The following is a 15,822-nucleotide window of genomic DNA, read 5'->3' as shown; positions in this document are numbered from 1 at the left end:
GCGCAAATACCTACGGAAAAGCCAAAAGCAGTCCCCAGAAGTAACTACAGCAGAACCTCCCAAAACGCAAAGAACCCCGCTCCCTGACCACCGGGCAGGTGGCAGGAGGCGAGGCTCAGTGTGGGCAGGCTCTAGTCCGCCAATGAAGCAGCTAGCTTCTTGAGGCGAGCGAGTGAGGAATCCTTGCCCAAAATCTCCATGGATTCAAAGAGGGGTGGTGAAATACGCTCACCCGAGATAGCGGTGCGCACCGGCCCGAAGGCCAGGCGGGGCTTGATTTCTAGCCCCTCAACGATTGCCTCACGCAACGCGTCTTGAATGCTTTCAGCAGTAAAGGTTTCTAGGCCCTCAAGAGCGGCAATCGCGGCGTCCAGAACAGCGGGTGCTGACTCCTTAAGCTGCTTAGCGGCGTCCGGAGCGATCTCGATGTCCTCCTCCTTCTTAAAGAGGAAGCCCAGCAAGCCCGGGGTCTCACCCAGTAACTGCATGCGTTCCTGAACCAGAGGCGCAGCTTCAGTCAAAATCTGCTGTTCGCGCTCGGTCAGAGCCTCAAAATCGTCAGCTGAGACCAGCTCAGCCTTGTGGAGGAAGGGTACCAGGCGGTTGCGGAAGTCCTCAGCTTCGAGCATACGCACGTGGGTGCCATTGATTGCTTCAGCCTTCTTGAGGTCAAAGCGGGCGGGGTTAGCCAGTACGTCTGCGATGTCGAAGTGCTTCACCATGGTGTCCATGGTGAAGATGTCCTCATCGTGAGACAGCGACCAGCCCAACAGGGACAGGTAGTTGAGCAGACCTTCCTTGATGAAGCCGGCGTCCAATAGGTTGTAGAGGCTGGACTCGGGGTCACGCTTGGAGAGCTTCTTGTTGCCCTGGCCCATTACATAGGGCATGTGGCCGAATTCGGGGATGAAGCTGGTAACCCCAACCTCAACCAGGGCGCGGTAGAGCGCAACCTGGCGCGGAGTTGAGGACAGCAAGTCTTCACCGCGCAACACGTGAGTGATGCCCATCAGCGCGTCATCCACGGGGTTAACCAGGGTGTAGAGGGGCTTGCCGTTGGCGCGAACCACGACGAAGTCTGGAACGGAGCCCGCCTTGAAGGTGATTTCACCGCGCACCAGGTCGTTGAAGGTGATGTCAGTGTCAGGCATGCGCAGGCGCAAAACAGGCTGGCGGCCTTCAGCGCGGTAGGCTGCCTTCTGATCTTCGGTGAGGTTGCGGTCAAAGTTGTCGTAGCCCAGCTTGGGGTCTTCGCCCTTGGCCTTGTGGCGCTCTTCTACCTCTTCGGGGGTTGAGAAATCTTCATAGACGTAGCCGCCTGCCTTGAGCTTCTCCACAACCTCCGCGTAAATGTCCATACGCTCTGACTGGCGGTAGGGCTCGTGGGGGCCCCCCACTCCGACACCCTCGTCCCAGTTGATGCCCAGCCACTGCAGGGATTCGAGCACCTGATTGAAAGATTCCTCTGAGTCACGTGCCGCGTCGGTGTCTTCAATACGGAAAATCAGCTTGCCGCCAGTGTGCTTAGCATAGGCCCAGTTGAAGAGGGCGGTGCGCACCATACCCACGTGGGGGGTGCCGGTGGGCGATGGGCAAAAACGCACACGGGTTTCAGACGGATCAGTAAGTTTCAGAGCGTAATCACTCATGGATGTTTCCACATCCCTTTCTGTGGTGGTGTAAAAATTTTTCGAGTTCAATTTTAGTGGCTGGGCGGTTTATTCTGCGCGGACAGTGTTAACCAGGGCACCGATGCCGTCAACCTCAATTTCGACTTCGTTGCCCGCTGAGAGCTTGCCGACGCCGGCTGGAGTACCGGTGAGAATGACGTCGCCGGGTAGCAGGGTGAAGTATTCGCTGGCTGCTGCCACCAGTTCCGCGACGGAGAAGACCATGTCTGCGGTGGTGCCATCCTGCTTGAGTTCACCGTCTACCCAGGTCTGGATAGTCAGGTCATCGGTCTGTAACTCGGTTTCAATCCAGGGGCCCAGGGGGCAAGAGCCGTCAAAGCCCTTAGCGCGCGCCCACTGCAGGTCTGATTTCTGAGCGTCGCGGGCGGTGAGGTCGTTAGCAACGGTGTAGCCGTAAATTACCTCGGGGACGCGATCTAGCGGGACGGACTTAGCAATGCGGCCGATGACCACAGCAAGCTCGCCTTCGTAAGAAACATCGCTGGACCATTCGGGCAGAGCGATGGGGTCGCCGGGACCGATGACGGAGGTGTTGGGCTTGAAGAAGAACTGGGGACTGGTGGGGGTTTGGTTGCCGAGTTCTTGGGCGTGGTCGTGCCAGTTGCGGGCGGCACCAATGACCTTGGAGCGGGGAATGATGGGCGCAAGTAGGCGCACTTCGTCCAAGCGGTATTTTTTGTCGGTGGGGTTGACACCCGAGTAGAAGGGGTCCCCCGAGAGAACGGTGATGGTTTCTTCACCTGCGTCGCCTTCAACGAGGCCAAAATGCAGGTTATCTTCAACAGTAAATCGAGCAATGCGCATGACTCTAGGCTACCGCACAGGCAGAGCCGCTGCTAAAGGAAAAGAAGGCACAGAACCGGTAAGGAGCGTCTCTTGGCTGGCTTAAGCTTCTTCTTCGGCTCTACCCCCTGTACTTACTTATCTTTTCAGCAATGACCGCCCAGCCTTAATTTTCTTATGATTGTGGTAGTTTTATCCCCTTCGAAAGGTCAGAACGGTGGATTCCTCAGCGGCTCTCTATTTTCTGCTGAAGCCCTGACACTGCCACTATGACTACCTGCCCCAAAACCTTGGGCTCTTAGCCGAAGCCACGCTCGCCCAGCTGTTTGACGTTATGAAACTCTAGAGACTCTGAATGACCTAGAGAGCGATGGCTACTCCCCCGCCATCTTCGAGGCGGTTGGGGATACCGGGGCACTCTACTGCTGGTCAGCCACGATGATTCCTTCCGCCAGGCTATAGGCATCGAGCGTACCCTTTCTTACTCTAAGCTCACTAAGAACAAGAAAGGGACCAGATTTTTCGTTAAGGACCAGCACAGTCATGCTCCCTACCGAAAAATCTGATCCCTATCCCTTGGGAGTGAGTTTAAACCAGCTTCACGTTCCAGCCGAAGCGGTCTTCAACCTTACCAGTCTGCATCCCGACCAGCTCTTCACGAAGAGCCATGGTAACTGCCCCGCCGTCCTCACCGGAAGGTGAAGAAATCTCAAAGTCAGCGGCCTTGAGTTTGCCGACAGGGGTAATCACAGCGGCGGTACCGCAGGCAAAAATCTCGGTAATCTCACCTGAGGCAACGCCCTGGCGCCACTCTTCCAGAGTGAACCTGCGCTCCTCAACAGTGTGTCCGCGCTCCTGCGCCAGCTTAATGATGGACTTACGGGTGATACCGCGCAGGATGGTGCCGGTCAGCTCAGGGGTCACAATCTTGCCATCAGCAAAGACGAAGAAGACGTTCATGCCACCCAGCTCTTCAATGGCGTCATCGCGGTTGGGGTCTTTGAAGATCACCTGCTTACAACCGTTAGCTTCACCTTCTAGCTGAGCTGCCAGGGATGCCGCGTAGTTGCCGCCGCACTTAGCCTCACCGGTGCCACCCACACCTGCGCGGGCATAGTTGGTTGAAAGCCAGATATCAACGGGCTTGGGAGTGCCAAAGTAGTTACCGGCGGGTGAAGCAATCACGAAGAAGCTGACCTCGTGTGCGGGGCGAATACCCAAGAAAGCCTCGGTTGAAATCATGAAGGGACGCAAGTAGAGGGATTCACCGTCACCGCTAGGTACCCAGTCGGCGTCGATGCTGACCAACTGGCGGATAGCCTCGGTGAAGAGATCTTCGGGCAGTTCCGGCAGAACCAGGCGCTGAGCTGACTTGTTGAGGCGGGCAGCATTCTCTTCGGGGCGGAAGGTGGTGATAGAACCGTCAGCCTGGCGGTAGGCCTTAATGCCCTCAAAAATCTCCTGGCCGTAGTGGAAGACCGATGCCGCGGGGTCCAGGCTTAGGGGGCCGTAGGGCAACACCTGCGCATTAGACCATTCCCCACTATCCACGTGGTCACCGTGCCAGTCAATACGCACCATGTGATCGGTAAAGTGCTTACCAAAGCCCGGGTCAGCTAAAATCTCCGCCCGACGTTCGGGGCTGGTGGGGTTGGTGTTACGGGTAACGGTGAAGTCCACAGTCATGTTCCATCCTTGAGTTAAAGTAGGGGTCTCCTGTAAGAGAGGATACCGCAGGTGAGCCCTCCCACGTGTGAAAAAGTCTGCGCCCCGTTGAAAGAGCGGGGCGCAGATGCAGATTTAGAGCGCAGCGATGATTGCCGAGCCAACCTCTTCAGTAGACCGCTGGGCACCGGGGTTGGCTGCTAGGTCTGCTTCTACGGCTCGCTCGACTCGCGCTGCGGCGCCCTCAAAGCCGAGGTGGCGCAGCAGCATAGCCGCGGCAAGGACGGTGGCGGTCGGGTTAGCAATGCCCTGGCCAGCAATATCTGGGGCTGAGCCATGCACCGGCTCAAACATTGAGGGGAAGGTGCCGCTGGCGTTGATATTGCCGCAGGCAGCGTAGCCGATACCACCGGTGATAGCGCCAGCCTGGTCAGTGAGAATGTCACCAAAGAGGTTATCGGTGACAATTACATCAAAACGAGAGGGCTCGGTGGTGAAAAATATGGTGGCAGCATCAATGTGCAAGTAATCGGTGGTGACCTGCGGGTACTCTGCGGCGACTTCGTTGAAGATACGGGAGTAGAGCTGACCGGCGTTAACAAGAACGTTGGTCTTATGAATCAGGGTCAGTTTCTTTTTCTCGCGGCAGGTAGCCAGTTCAAAAGCATAGCGGACCAAGCGCTCAATGCCGTAGGCAGTGTTGAGTGAAACCTCGGTGGCAATTTCAGCCGGGGTGCCAGCCCGCAGCAGGCCTCCATTACCGGCGTAAGGGCCTTCAGTGCCTTCTCGCACCACCACGAAATCGATATCGCCGGGGTTGCTCAGCGGTGAGACTGCCCCGGGAAAGAGCTTGGATGGGCGCAGGTTGATGTAGTGATCAAAGGAGAAGCGCAGATTGAGCAGGATTTCGCGCTCGATAAGACCGCTGGGCACCGTTGCCGAGCGGGGATCAGCGCCCACAGCACCAAAAAGAATAGCATCGTGGGTAGCTAGCTGATCTTTGGTCTCTTGGGTGAGGGTTTCACCGGTTGCTAGCCAGTGCTCAGCTCCCAAGCTGTAGGGGGTGCTGGTGAGGGTGATGTTCTCGAGATCAGCGACGTGGTTCAGCACGCGCTCGGCTTGGGCTACTACTTCGGGGCCAATGCCGTCGCCGGCAATGACGGCGAGGTTGATGGAGCGATTTTCAGTCATGTTCCCAGGCTAGCCCCGCCCTCTAGTCTTTACCACATTTTGGTCGCTGGTTTCAGATAGTGGGCTTATCCGGTCTCAACGATTTCTTCAGTAATTTCACTAAACGCCATGCTAAAACAAGCGACCCTTATTCTCTTTCTTAGAAGATAGGGGCCGCTTGTTGTTTTTTTAGACTAGGCTCGCTCGCGAATCAGGGCCTTAACTGCCTCAGCATCGTTGGGCAGGTCAAGCACGTGACGCTCGGCCTCCATGATGCCCTCAAAACGTGCCGGAATTTCTGGCTCAGAGCCGGTTGCCTCAGCAATGGTCTCAGCGAACTTGACCGGCAGGGCGGTTTCAAGGCAAATGATAGGGGTGTCAATTTCGGGGGCCAGTGAGCGGGCCACCTTCACACCGTCAGCGGTGTGGGGGTCAAGTAGCACACCCAGTTTCTCGTTGACCTCGCGAATTGTGGCAACACGATCGGCGTGGATGGACTTGCCCGAGGCAAAGCCGTAACGATCCGCGGCGTCCGCGAATGCCGGATCATCTCTCAGTGAGAACCCACCCTGGCGCACCTTGATACCGAAAAGATCAGCAGTGCGCTCAGCATCGCGCCCCAGCAAGTCAAAGACAAAACGCTCAAAATTTGAGGCTCGTGAGATATCCATGGAGGGGCTGGAAGTTTCATAGGTATCAGACGAAGAACGCACGCGGTAGTCACCGGTGCGGAAGAATTCATCGAGCACATCATTCTCGTTGGTCGCAACGATCAGCCGGTCAATGGGCAACCCCATTTGGCGGGCGATATGCCCTGCACAGATATCACCAAAGTTGCCGGTGGGTACGCAGAAGGAGACCTTCTGGTCGTTGGTTTCGGTGGCACGAATCCAGCTTGAGACGTAGTAGACCACCTGGGCCATGAGTCGTGCCCAGTTGATGGAGTTCACCGCACCGATACGGTGTTCCGACTTGAAAGCAGCGTCGGCTGAGATGGCCTTGACGACGTCTTGACAGTCGTCAAACACACCGTCCAGAGCGATGTTAACGATGTTCTCATCATCTAGACCGAACATCTGTGCTTGCTGGAAGGGAGTCATGCGACCGGCAGGGGTCAGCATGAAAACCTTGATGCCTGCGCGGCCACGCATAGCGTATTCGGCTGAGGAGCCGGTGTCGCCAGAGGTCGCGCCCACAATGGTCAGGTGTTCTCCGCGGCGGGCTAGCTCGTATTCAAAGAGCTCACCCAGCAGCTGCATGGCCATGTCTTTAAAGGCAGCAGTGGGTCCCTCTGACAGGTGACCGATGAGCAGGCCGGGTTCTAGTTCCGTCACGGGAACAATGTCTTCAGAGGCAAACTTGGGGTAGCTGTAGGCACGGGCAGTAATCGCTTTGAGGTCCTCAGCAGGAATGTCATCAACGAAGAGCTGCAGCACTTCAGCGGCAAGCGCATGGTAGCCCTCAGTGTTCAGCACCTGGCGCCAGTGGGTAAGAGTGGCGTCAGTCAGCTGAGGGTATTCTACGGGCAGGTAGAGACCGCCGTCGGGGGCTAGCCCGCCCAGAAGGATGTCAGTGAAAGACGCGGGGGTTGCGCCAGTATCGCGCGTTGAGATGTACTGCATGCTACTACCCTACCCAATCTTGGTGCCTCGGTGGGTCTGGTGCCCATACTGCGGTATGAATTGACGGGGTATATCATCTGTCGGTTCTGGTGCTGGCACTTTAGCTCTCTAAACTGACAGCCGTGGATGATGTTTTGGTTCAGTTAAAGGAGGCTGAGCGCCGTAGGTTCAGGGTGAATGCCGTGGTATTGCAGAGGTTAGCTGATCACGGCGCTCCTGGACACTCATACTGAGCTTGCTGATACTCATGAACGGTTAAGTAACGGTGCAAGTCACCAGTTTGAAAGAGGTGGAGATTAATAGCACCTTCGGAATTTCTGCCAGGGTTAACGTAGACAAGGGCGAGGCTAACTCTTTAAATGAGGAAGTCAGCATGGGCTTGCTCCTCCTGCAAGCTTTCGTGGCTGAAGGTGCGGTTCTAACCTACGCTTTCGCTTGGCAGGGGTTGGTTGCACCCTGGATAGGTAGCCTAACACTAGCCTGGCTAGCTGCTTCCCTACCTGCTTACAAAGGTGCTGGGGTGCCACCAGCAGTTGCTCTTCGGCAGGTCACCTAAGGCCACTAGCAAAAACTGAGTCGGTGGGCTTGACACTAGATCAAAGCCCACCGACCCGGTGATCTCCCTAAGATTTTAGGATGCTGAAGGTGAGGGGGAGGTTGTGGGCACAGTGACAGATGAGGTGTCCTTGGGCTCAGCCTTATCAGCGTTAACCCGTTCAAGAGCAAACTGATGGGTCTCTTCGATATCGTTTGAGAACTGTTTTAGGCGCTTATACATGCTCTCGTAATATGAGTGCTTGAGCTCAGTGACAGCACCATCAAAATTATTGCCTTCTCGGCAACTGATATCGCTTTTCAGCATTTTTTCCGCTGTTTCAGCATCAACCAAGCTGGACTGATAGACAGCCTGATCGGTGGATTCAAGGGAAGTAATCCCAGCGTCGTTCATGCAGGTTTTCCAGGCATTTTGCAAATCAATATAGGTTTGGTCAGCGTGCAGCTCTTCTGAAATAGCCTGACCAAATTGCGGGGCTAAGAGTGCAACCTTAATACCATTTTCAGCACTACCGTAGATGTACTCATAGCTTTGTGCCAGGCAACCGTCCGCTGAAATATCACCGCTGGTGTAGTCCATGAAGGTCACCTGGAACTGCTGAGTCTTATCTGTACCGATATAAGCATCAAGCCCTTTTTGGTCAAAGTCAGCTATCTGCTGGCTCTTATCTGCAGGCTCAGGCCCATAACCGGTTTCCTTAAGTTCTTCTGTGGTGCGGCCGGTGTAGACGGTGTCTTCCAGATCATGGTGCAGTACAGCCTCTTTGTAGGAGCCACCTGCCTGTTTGACGCACCGCTCAACAAATCCACGGCGGGCTTCCTCTGCTTCTGCGGGAGGGTAAATCCATGAAGAGAGCTGGGAGATGTGCTCCGGTTTAGGTTTCTGGGTGGGAAGTTCGCTGAAGTTTTCTGGCTGTGTGGAACAGCCGGTGAGCAACCCCGTAGCTAATAGGCTCAGAATGGATACACCTTTTATACAGTGACTAGTAAGTAATGACACGGCGACCTTTCCTAGATAATCAGCCCCAAGTCTAACTACTATGTATAGCTGAGGCGCAAAACAACAGACGCGTTGATACGACATTCTTATCACTCTAAACACCATGACTAAGGTACAGATGACCCCCGAAAATGTAGAAGGTCTTTCGACTTCGCGCAGAAACCTCATGCGCTTTGCTGCTTTAACCGGCGCAGCCAGTGCAGCAACCCTCATCAGCACAACCTCCAGCAGCTCACCTGCTCACGCTTCCGATGCGACGTCCAATATCTTCCCGTCCGAACTCACCTACCCCACGGTCAATGGCCCCTCCCTGGCTCTTTGGGGAAGCTCCTCCTTCGAAGGAGCTCAGGCTGACCAGGGTGTTCCCGCCGGCTTTAACGCCACGATTGAAGCCTTACTGCATACCTATTTAGAAGCTCCGGTCCTGAATTTTGGACGTGGCGGTGAAACTTCCACCCAGATTAATGCTCGCAGAGGCACACCAGAAAGCATGTACAAGTTGGTGTTCCCGCAGGACACCATTCCGGCTTCAGGTTCTGTTGAAGTAACCCTAGCGTCTGATTCTAACGTCGCATGGGGCGGCAGCACTCTTGCCGCCGGCTACGTAGGTGGGGTACCTGGCGTCCTGGTGCCTGCGTCCAACGATACGTTCACCTTCACGAGACAGGTTGACGGTGAAGCAATCTACGCACCTGCTACTACCCCAGCTAGTTGGTTCCATTCTTACCAAGAAATGATTTCGCGTTCTTCCTACCACATCATTCAAATTGGTAGGAATAATATGAATCAAACCGAGCAGATTCGCAAAGATACAGAACACGCTTTTGCCCTTGCCCCCAAGCGCACCCTGGTGATGGGGCACTTCCGTAGCAGAAGTGATAGCAAAGATTCTGACCGAGCAAAGCAGGTCAGTGAATATAACGCATGGGCTGCTGAAAAGTACGGCGAGCTGTTCGTAAACCCCGAAACCTTCCTTCGGGAGACCACCCAGGAGAGCTGGTTGAGGTACGGCGCCCTCTCAGGTTCGGGTGTGTGGAGCTCAGATACCGATAGAAAAGCCTACGATGAAGGTAAGATCCCGCCCTCTCTCTTCTCAACAGATGGTCTGCACCTCAATGGGTGGGGCTACATTGCCCTGGCGCAGATGCTCTACTACAAGGTCACTGGCTTGGGTTGGTTCTAAGAGTAGATGAGTTAGATACGTATGCCGCCAATCTGCCTCAAGCTGAGCGCAGGCTCCCTATGAGAATGCTACTTAGCCCATAAAATTGCCCCACCTGAAGCCTTCAGGTGGGGCAGTTTTTCTTAGTTTCGGTGGGATGCTAAGGCTTAGCCTTCTTTGGGCTCCTCATAGCGGGGGAAGATCGGAGCAGGAGCCGGCAGTTCGGCACCGGGTACCAGCGCCTGGCCCAGGTCAGCGAAATCGCGGGCGTCTTGGCTAACCGCTAGAAGGTCCAGCATCTTTCCCATCGCGGTGGGCATGACCGGCTGAGTCAGGATCGCGACAATACGCAGCACCTCAGCGGTCACGTAGAGCACCGTGTTCATGCGCTCAAGATTGGTCTTGCGCAACTTCCATGGTTCCTGGGAGGTGAAGTAGCGGTTAGCTTCGCCTACCACATGCCAGATACGTTCTAGAGCTTTGTGGAAGGCCAGTTCATCGAAATCAGCGCGCACCGGCTCGTAGAGGGCATTCGCCAGATCGAGCATGGCCTGATCCTCAGCGGTGAAAGCGCCGTGAAGCGGCACCTTACCCTCGCAGTTCTTGGCAACCATTGATAGCGATCGCTGGGCCAGGTTACCCAAGTCATTGGCTAAATCAGAGTTGATGCGGCTCTTGATAGCTTCGGCTGAGTAGGAGCCGTCCTGACCGAAGCTGACCTCACGGAGCAGGAAGAAGCGTAGCTGATCCAGCCCGAAGGAGGAAACCAGATCTACAGGGTCAACGACGTTGCCGATGGACTTGCTCATCTTTTCGCCGTCAACCAGCAGGAAGCCGTGGGCGAAGACTCGCTTGGGTAGCTCGATACCGGCTGACCAGAGGAAAGCAGGCCAGTAGATAGCGTGGAAGCGTGAGATATCTTTGCCGATGACGTGGTAGCTGGCGGGCCAGTAGGTCTTAAAGAGGTCGCTGTTGCTGTCCGGAAAGCCGACGCCGGTCAGGTAGTTAGTCAGGGCGTCCACCCAGACGTACATGACGTGCTTTTCATTGCCGGGCACTGGCACGCCCCAGTCAAAGCTGGTGCGGGAGATGGAGAGGTCGCGCAGCCCATCCTTCATGAAGCCTGCTAGCTCGTTACGGCGGGATTCGGGGTAGACGAACCCATCAGTTGCGTAGAGCTCTTTGAGGCGGTCCGCGTACTTGGAAAGGCGAAAGAAGTAGGATTCTTCTTCGTTCCATTCCACCTCGGTGCCGGTTTCGATAGCGTAGCGCACGCCGTCGCGCACCTCGGTCTCGTCTTCTGCGTAGAAGGCTTCGTCACGGACGGAGTACCAGCCCTCGTACTTGTCTAGGTAGATGTCTCCGGCCTCTTCCATGCGCTTCCACATAGCCTGGGATGCTTCATAGTGGTCGGGGTCGGTGGTGCGGATGTAGCGGTCATAGCTGATGCCCAGCTGATCATCCATAGCTTGAATACGAGCTGAATTCTGATCTGCTAGTTCTCTAGCAGTCATCCCCAGTTTCTCTGCACTGGTCTGCATTTTCTGGCCGTGCTCATCGGTGCCGGTCAGAAAGCGAACGTCAAAACCGTCAAGGCGCTTGAATCGGGCCATAACGTCAGTGGCAATATGTTCGTAGGCGTGACCGATATGAGGGTCACCGTTGGGGTAAACAATTGCGGTGGTGATGTAGAAGGGGGTTGAAGTCATAGCCACAACTTTACCGTGAACCGCGGCCCGTGGGCTAATATCGCCCGCTTCAGTGGTGCACTCTACTGCTGCGGGCGTAGACTCCCCACCCCCTCCATCACCTGAACAGCGGTGGGAGATTAGAGGCCGCCCTTCCAATCTTTAGGAGCAAACTGCAAATGCTGGAAAGGGAAGTCATGCAGGTTCTCTGGCGCCTGACCATACTTAGCTTGCACCTGGGTGTACCAGCGGGAATTCCCTTGAGTAGCCTCAGTCTGACTGGTGTCGTATTCGTAATTAGCTGCCATGCACCAGATGTTACGATCACTGCCGTAGCCCCCGTATTTCTGGAGAGCTTTGGCAATCATGAGGGTCAGTGGGCGCAAGCCCAAAGAATCTAAATTGACCGCCGGGTTGATGCGGAACCACTGCCCCTCATAGGGAGCAAGGGGATCTGTTAGGTTGCCGTCTCCTTGACGAGCAGGCCAGGAGTAGCCGCTGCGGGCGTTGGGCAGGGTAAAGGAGACCGCATGGTTGATTCTCCCTGCTAGCACCTCATCGATACCGATTTGAGTGAGCTCGCTAGCCATTCCTACCACACTGCTGGAGCCTCCGGTGAGCTGGAGGCTATGACCTGATCCGGCCAGGGCTCGTGCGTCCTTGATGTAGCCACCAGAGCTATAATGCCAGCGTCCCTTATGCTCGCCCTCAGTTGTTTTCTGAACCAGAAAGAAGGACCGCCATAAACCGGTGCCCAGGTCATAGACAGCGATCGAGCGATCCCCACCAGCGGGTATTTGAAAATTTTTGGGGAGGGGTATACGAACCGGGGTTTCAGCACCCATCAGTTTTTTGTATTCATCGCTCTGGTATTTGACGCGGTGATCAAAGCTGTAGAACCACTCGTAGTTCTGGTTGGGGTCCTTGCTGTTAACCGTGTGGATGGGGATGTTGTAGGCAAAAACATTGCCGCTCAGAGGGAGCTTACCCTTAAATTGATCGGTGACGTAGGTTGAATGCAGGTTCTTGAGGTAGTTAGCCATCTGTGCAGAGTTAGGGAGAACCGGCATGGTTGCAACGCTGCGTTGGGCAACGGTGCCTCGAGCCAGATAATTAGCTGGATGCAACGGGGAGACGGGGTTTGCCTGTGCCTGGCTATGGGGCTGAGTGAGGGCCAGCGCTAGAGTGCCGGTCAGTAATGGGGCAAGAGCTCGGCGGGGTAGGTGTGGTTGAACGGTCATCGTTAGAGTGACTTTCTGTTGGGTTCTGGGAATCCGGTATCACCGTGCAGCAAGGGAGCCAAAGCACCCAGTGCATTCAGACCGTGGGGATCTTAAACGCAAGCTGTTTTTTAAGGGTCCGGGAAATCACCAACCTACCAGCAACAGCCTCCAGCGTCACCCCCTTACCCATTTCTGATATGGGCAGACACTTTCAGGTGGGGTGGACTCGGGAACCTAGCAACGCTAAAGGGTCTTACTCTTCCCCTCGGTGGAAAAGCAAGACCCTTCTTTGTAAGCCTTCTAGGTCTATACCTCTAGCTAGTCAGCCAGGTTGATGATGGCGGCACGCTCAGCAGATACTACGCGCTTGATGCTATCGAGCACCTCGGGTGAAAGAGCCGAGTCCAGAGCGAGCACGCAGAGTGCTTCTTCGCCCTTATCCTGACGGGAGACCTGCATGCCTGCGATGTTGATGGACGCGGTGCCCAGTAGGGTACCAATCGCAGCGATGATACCCGGGCGGTCGGCGTACTCAAGCACCAGCATGTGGTCGGTGATGGGAATTTCGATATCGTAGCCGTTAACGTTGGTCAGCTTCTCAACCAGTTTGGGGCCGGTCACGGTGCCAGCCACCGAGACAACCTCCCCGTTGGCAAATGCACCGGACAACACTGTTTCGTTACGGAAGTACTCGGTTTCGGTGGTGGTGACCAGCTCGACCTCTACACCGCGCTGCTCAGCCAAAACGGGGGCGTTGACATATGAAACCTTGTCAGATACAACATCGGTGAATACACCCTTAAGAGCTGAAAGCTTGAGGGAGGTGACATCCTTAGTGGCAATTTCTCCAGCTATTTTGACCTCTACGCGGGTGAGGGCTTCGTCCCCACCCAGGGCAGTGAGAATACGGCCTACCTTTTCTGCCAGGGGCACGCCGGGGCGGACGTCCTTATCGATAGCACCACCAGCCACGTTAACAGCATCGGGCACGAGGTCCCCTTCCAGGGCCAGGCGCACAGACTTAGCAACCGAGATACCGGCCTTTTCCTGAGCCTCGAACGTCGAAGCGCCCAAGTGCGGGGTAGCTACCACCGAGGGTAAGCCCACGAAAGGCACATTCTTTGCGGGTTCCTTGACATAGACGTCAATGGCAGCACCAGCAATTTCGCCGGCACGCAGGGCGGCGTCCAAGTCTGCTTCATCAATCAGACCACCGCGAGCTACGTTCACCACGTAGGCGCTCTTCTTCATCTTCTTAAAGCTCGTAGCATTGATCATGCCCAGAGTTTCGGGAGTGCGGGGCATGTGGATGGTGATGAAGTCAGAGCGTTCAATCAGCTCGTCCAAATCTACCAATTCGGCACCAAGAGCTGCTGCGCGAGCGGAGGTAACGAAGGGGTCGTAGGCGATGAGCTCGGTACCGAAGGCGCGAAGACGCTCAGCCACAAGGCCACCAATTCGACCTAGGCCGATAATGCCCACGGTCTTCTCATACAGTTCAACGCCTGAGAAAGAGGAGCGCTTCCACTCCCCTGCCTTCATCGAAGCATCAGCGGCAGCAATGTTGCGTGCCAGGCCCAAAATGTGGCCCACAGTGAGCTCAGCAGCTGAAATCACGTTAGAGGTGGGGGCGTTCACTACCATCACACCGGCTTTGGTTGCCGCCTTAATATCAACGTTATCCAGGCCCACACCGGCACGAGCAATAACTTTCAGTTTCTGTGCTACTTCGATGGCTTCAGCGTCAAGCTGGGTGGCACTGCGGACCAAAATTGCATCGACATCTTTGATAGCAGGCAGAAGTTGGGAACGATCAGCGCCGTCGCAGGAACGAATCTCAAAGTCAGGCCCCAGAGCCTCAACTGTTGCGGGGGATAGTTCTTCTGCAAGTAGCACTACGGGTTTGGTGGTCACGGTGGGTTCCTTATGAATAACACTGGTGGTTGATGGGTTCAGCACTACTGTCACCGACGCTTCGGACCCTAAGGACGCCGGTGAGCAGTCGCTCTTATTGAGCCAACTGAATAATATGGGCTTTTGCTCCCCCGATTGCGCAGTTCACCACAAAGGCTACGTCAACCGGTCCAGGGGCAAAAGTTCTAGAAAGATGGCAAAAGCCGGCTACCCGTTCTATCGTATCGGGTAACCGGCTGTGGTGCCCAACGATGAAGCTCTTGTTCTAGCTATCGGTGGAAGGTACGCCTTAGCGGGCTACTGAACCGTCGGTGTAGTCATCGTCAGCAGTGTTCCAGGCAAAGAGCTTGCGCAGTTCGCGGCCGGTGGTCTCGATGGGGTGAGCCTCGCCCTTGGCGCGCAGTTCTTTGAACTCGGTGCCGCCAGCTGCCTGGTCTTCCATGAAGCGCTTGGCAAATGCGCCGGTCTGGATGTCAGAGAGAACAGCCTTCATGTTCTCCTTCACCTCGGGGGTGATGACGCGGGGGCCTGAAACGTAGTCACCGTACTCAGCGGTGTCTGAGATGGACCAACGCTGCTTGGCGATGCCACCTTCAACCATGAGGTCAACAATCAGCTTGAGCTCGTGCAGCACCTCGAAGTAGGCGATTTCGGGCTGGTAACCAGCCTCAGTCAGGGTTTCAAAACCGTACTGAATCAGCTGGGAAGCACCGCCACACAGAACAGCCTGCTCACCGAAGAGGTCAGATTCGGTTTCTTCCTTGAAGGTGGTCTCGATGACGCCAGCGCGGGTCGCCCCCAGGCCCTTGGCGTAAGCCAAAGCCAGCTCGAGAGCTGATCCTGAGGCGTCCTTTTCGACGGCTACGAGGGCGGGAACAGCGCGTCCTGCTTCAAATTCGCGGCGCACGGTGTGGCCGGGACCCTTAGGAGCAACCATTGCTACATCTACGCCTTCGGGTGCTTCAATGTATCCAAAGACGATGTTGAAGCCGTGGGCAAAGAAGAGGGCGTCACCTTCGTTGAGGTTGGGGGCAATGTCCTTCTTGTAGACCTCGGCCTGCACCTGGTCGGGGGTCAGAATCATGATGACATCAGCTTCGGCTGCTGCTTCTGCAACAGAGAGCACGCGCAGACCTTCTGCTTCAGCCTTTGCGCGTGACTTTGAGCCTTCTGCAAGACCAATACGGACGTCTACGCCTGAGTCGCGCAGGTTGAGCGCATGAGCGTGACCCTGGGAGCCGTAGCCGATGATGGCTACCGAGCGCTCTGAGATGTTGGCGAGGTCGGCGTCGTCGTTGTAGTAGATCTTTGCCATGGTGTGCGATCTCCTTGATCAGTTTGATGTTGAG

12 protein-coding genes are annotated in these 15,822 nt (G+C 55.7%); 2 read left to right on the top strand and 10 right to left on the bottom strand.

Annotation, left to right across the window (positions count from 1 at the left end):
* Positions 1-131: 131 nt before the first annotated feature.
* The 5 genes from gltX to thrC all read right to left on the bottom strand — a co-directional run bounded on the left by gltX (position 132) and on the right by thrC (position 6,931).
* Positions 132-1,649 (bottom strand): glutamate--tRNA ligase, encoded by a 1,518-nt coding sequence (gene gltX / locus ABD982_RS04010; RefSeq protein WP_345444932.1) that lies wholly within the window; start codon positions 1,647-1,649, stop codon positions 132-134.
* 69 nt (positions 1,650-1,718) lie between these two features.
* On the bottom strand, positions 1,719-2,495 hold the full coding sequence (locus tag ABD982_RS04005; protein WP_345444930.1) for a fumarylacetoacetate hydrolase family protein: 777 nt from the start codon (positions 2,493-2,495) through the stop codon (positions 1,719-1,721).
* Between the two features lie 567 nt (positions 2,496-3,062).
* Complete coding sequence (locus tag ABD982_RS04000) at positions 3,063-4,160, bottom strand: branched-chain amino acid aminotransferase (RefSeq protein WP_345444928.1); 1,098 nt, start codon at positions 4,158-4,160, stop codon at positions 3,063-3,065.
* Between the two features lie 114 nt (positions 4,161-4,274).
* The gene (locus ABD982_RS03995) at positions 4,275-5,330 is read right to left on the bottom strand and encodes a 3-isopropylmalate dehydrogenase (RefSeq protein ID WP_345444926.1); all 1,056 of its coding nucleotides are present in this window, start codon (positions 5,328-5,330) and stop codon (positions 4,275-4,277) included.
* Positions 5,331-5,503: 173 nt separating this feature from the next.
* Positions 5,504-6,931 carry a threonine synthase gene (gene thrC / locus ABD982_RS03990; protein ID WP_345444924.1) on the bottom strand — a complete coding sequence of 476 codons (1,428 nt, stop codon included), beginning with the start codon at positions 6,929-6,931 and terminating at the stop codon, positions 5,504-5,506.
* 289 nt (positions 6,932-7,220) lie between these two features.
* Between thrC and ABD982_RS03985 the strand changes: the two genes are divergently transcribed.
* Positions 7,221-7,487 carry a hypothetical protein gene (locus ABD982_RS03985; RefSeq protein WP_345444922.1) on the top strand — a complete coding sequence of 89 codons (267 nt, stop codon included), beginning with the start codon at positions 7,221-7,223 and terminating at the stop codon, positions 7,485-7,487.
* A gap of 75 nt (positions 7,488-7,562) precedes the next feature.
* Here the strand turns inward: ABD982_RS03985 and ABD982_RS03980 are convergent, their stop codons facing one another.
* Entirely contained in the window at positions 7,563-8,486 is a 924-nt protein-coding gene (locus tag ABD982_RS03980; RefSeq protein WP_345444920.1) for a hypothetical protein, read from the bottom strand.
* A 118-nt stretch (positions 8,487-8,604) separates the two neighbouring features.
* Between ABD982_RS03980 and ABD982_RS03975 the strand changes: the two genes are divergently transcribed.
* A complete protein-coding gene (locus tag ABD982_RS03975; protein WP_345444918.1) occupies positions 8,605-9,669 on the top strand; it encodes a hypothetical protein in 1,065 nt (354 codons plus the stop codon).
* 146 nt (positions 9,670-9,815) lie between these two features.
* On the opposite strand, the gene metG is transcribed toward ABD982_RS03975, so the two are convergent.
* The 4 genes from metG to ilvC all read right to left on the bottom strand — a co-directional run bounded on the left by metG (position 9,816) and on the right by ilvC (position 15,788).
* Complete coding sequence (gene metG / locus ABD982_RS03970) at positions 9,816-11,357, bottom strand: methionine--tRNA ligase (protein ID WP_345444916.1); 1,542 nt, start codon at positions 11,355-11,357, stop codon at positions 9,816-9,818.
* A gap of 119 nt (positions 11,358-11,476) precedes the next feature.
* The gene (locus ABD982_RS03965; RefSeq protein WP_345444914.1) at positions 11,477-12,577 is read right to left on the bottom strand and encodes a hypothetical protein; all 1,101 of its coding nucleotides are present in this window, start codon (positions 12,575-12,577) and stop codon (positions 11,477-11,479) included.
* Between the two features lie 300 nt (positions 12,578-12,877).
* The gene (serA, locus tag ABD982_RS03960) at positions 12,878-14,473 is read right to left on the bottom strand and encodes a phosphoglycerate dehydrogenase (RefSeq protein WP_345444912.1); all 1,596 of its coding nucleotides are present in this window, start codon (positions 14,471-14,473) and stop codon (positions 12,878-12,880) included.
* 289 nt (positions 14,474-14,762) lie between these two features.
* On the bottom strand, positions 14,763-15,788 hold the full coding sequence (gene ilvC / locus ABD982_RS03955) for a ketol-acid reductoisomerase (RefSeq protein WP_251378970.1): 1,026 nt from the start codon (positions 15,786-15,788) through the stop codon (positions 14,763-14,765).
* Positions 15,789-15,822 lie beyond the last annotated feature (34 nt).

The sequence above is a fragment of the Rothia endophytica genome (genome assembly GCF_039543885.1).
GTDB lineage: Bacteria > Actinomycetota > Actinomycetes > Actinomycetales > Micrococcaceae > Rothia > Rothia endophytica.
The sequence above is the reverse complement of the archived record's forward strand: the minus strand, read 5'-3'. Positions and strand labels throughout refer to the sequence as shown.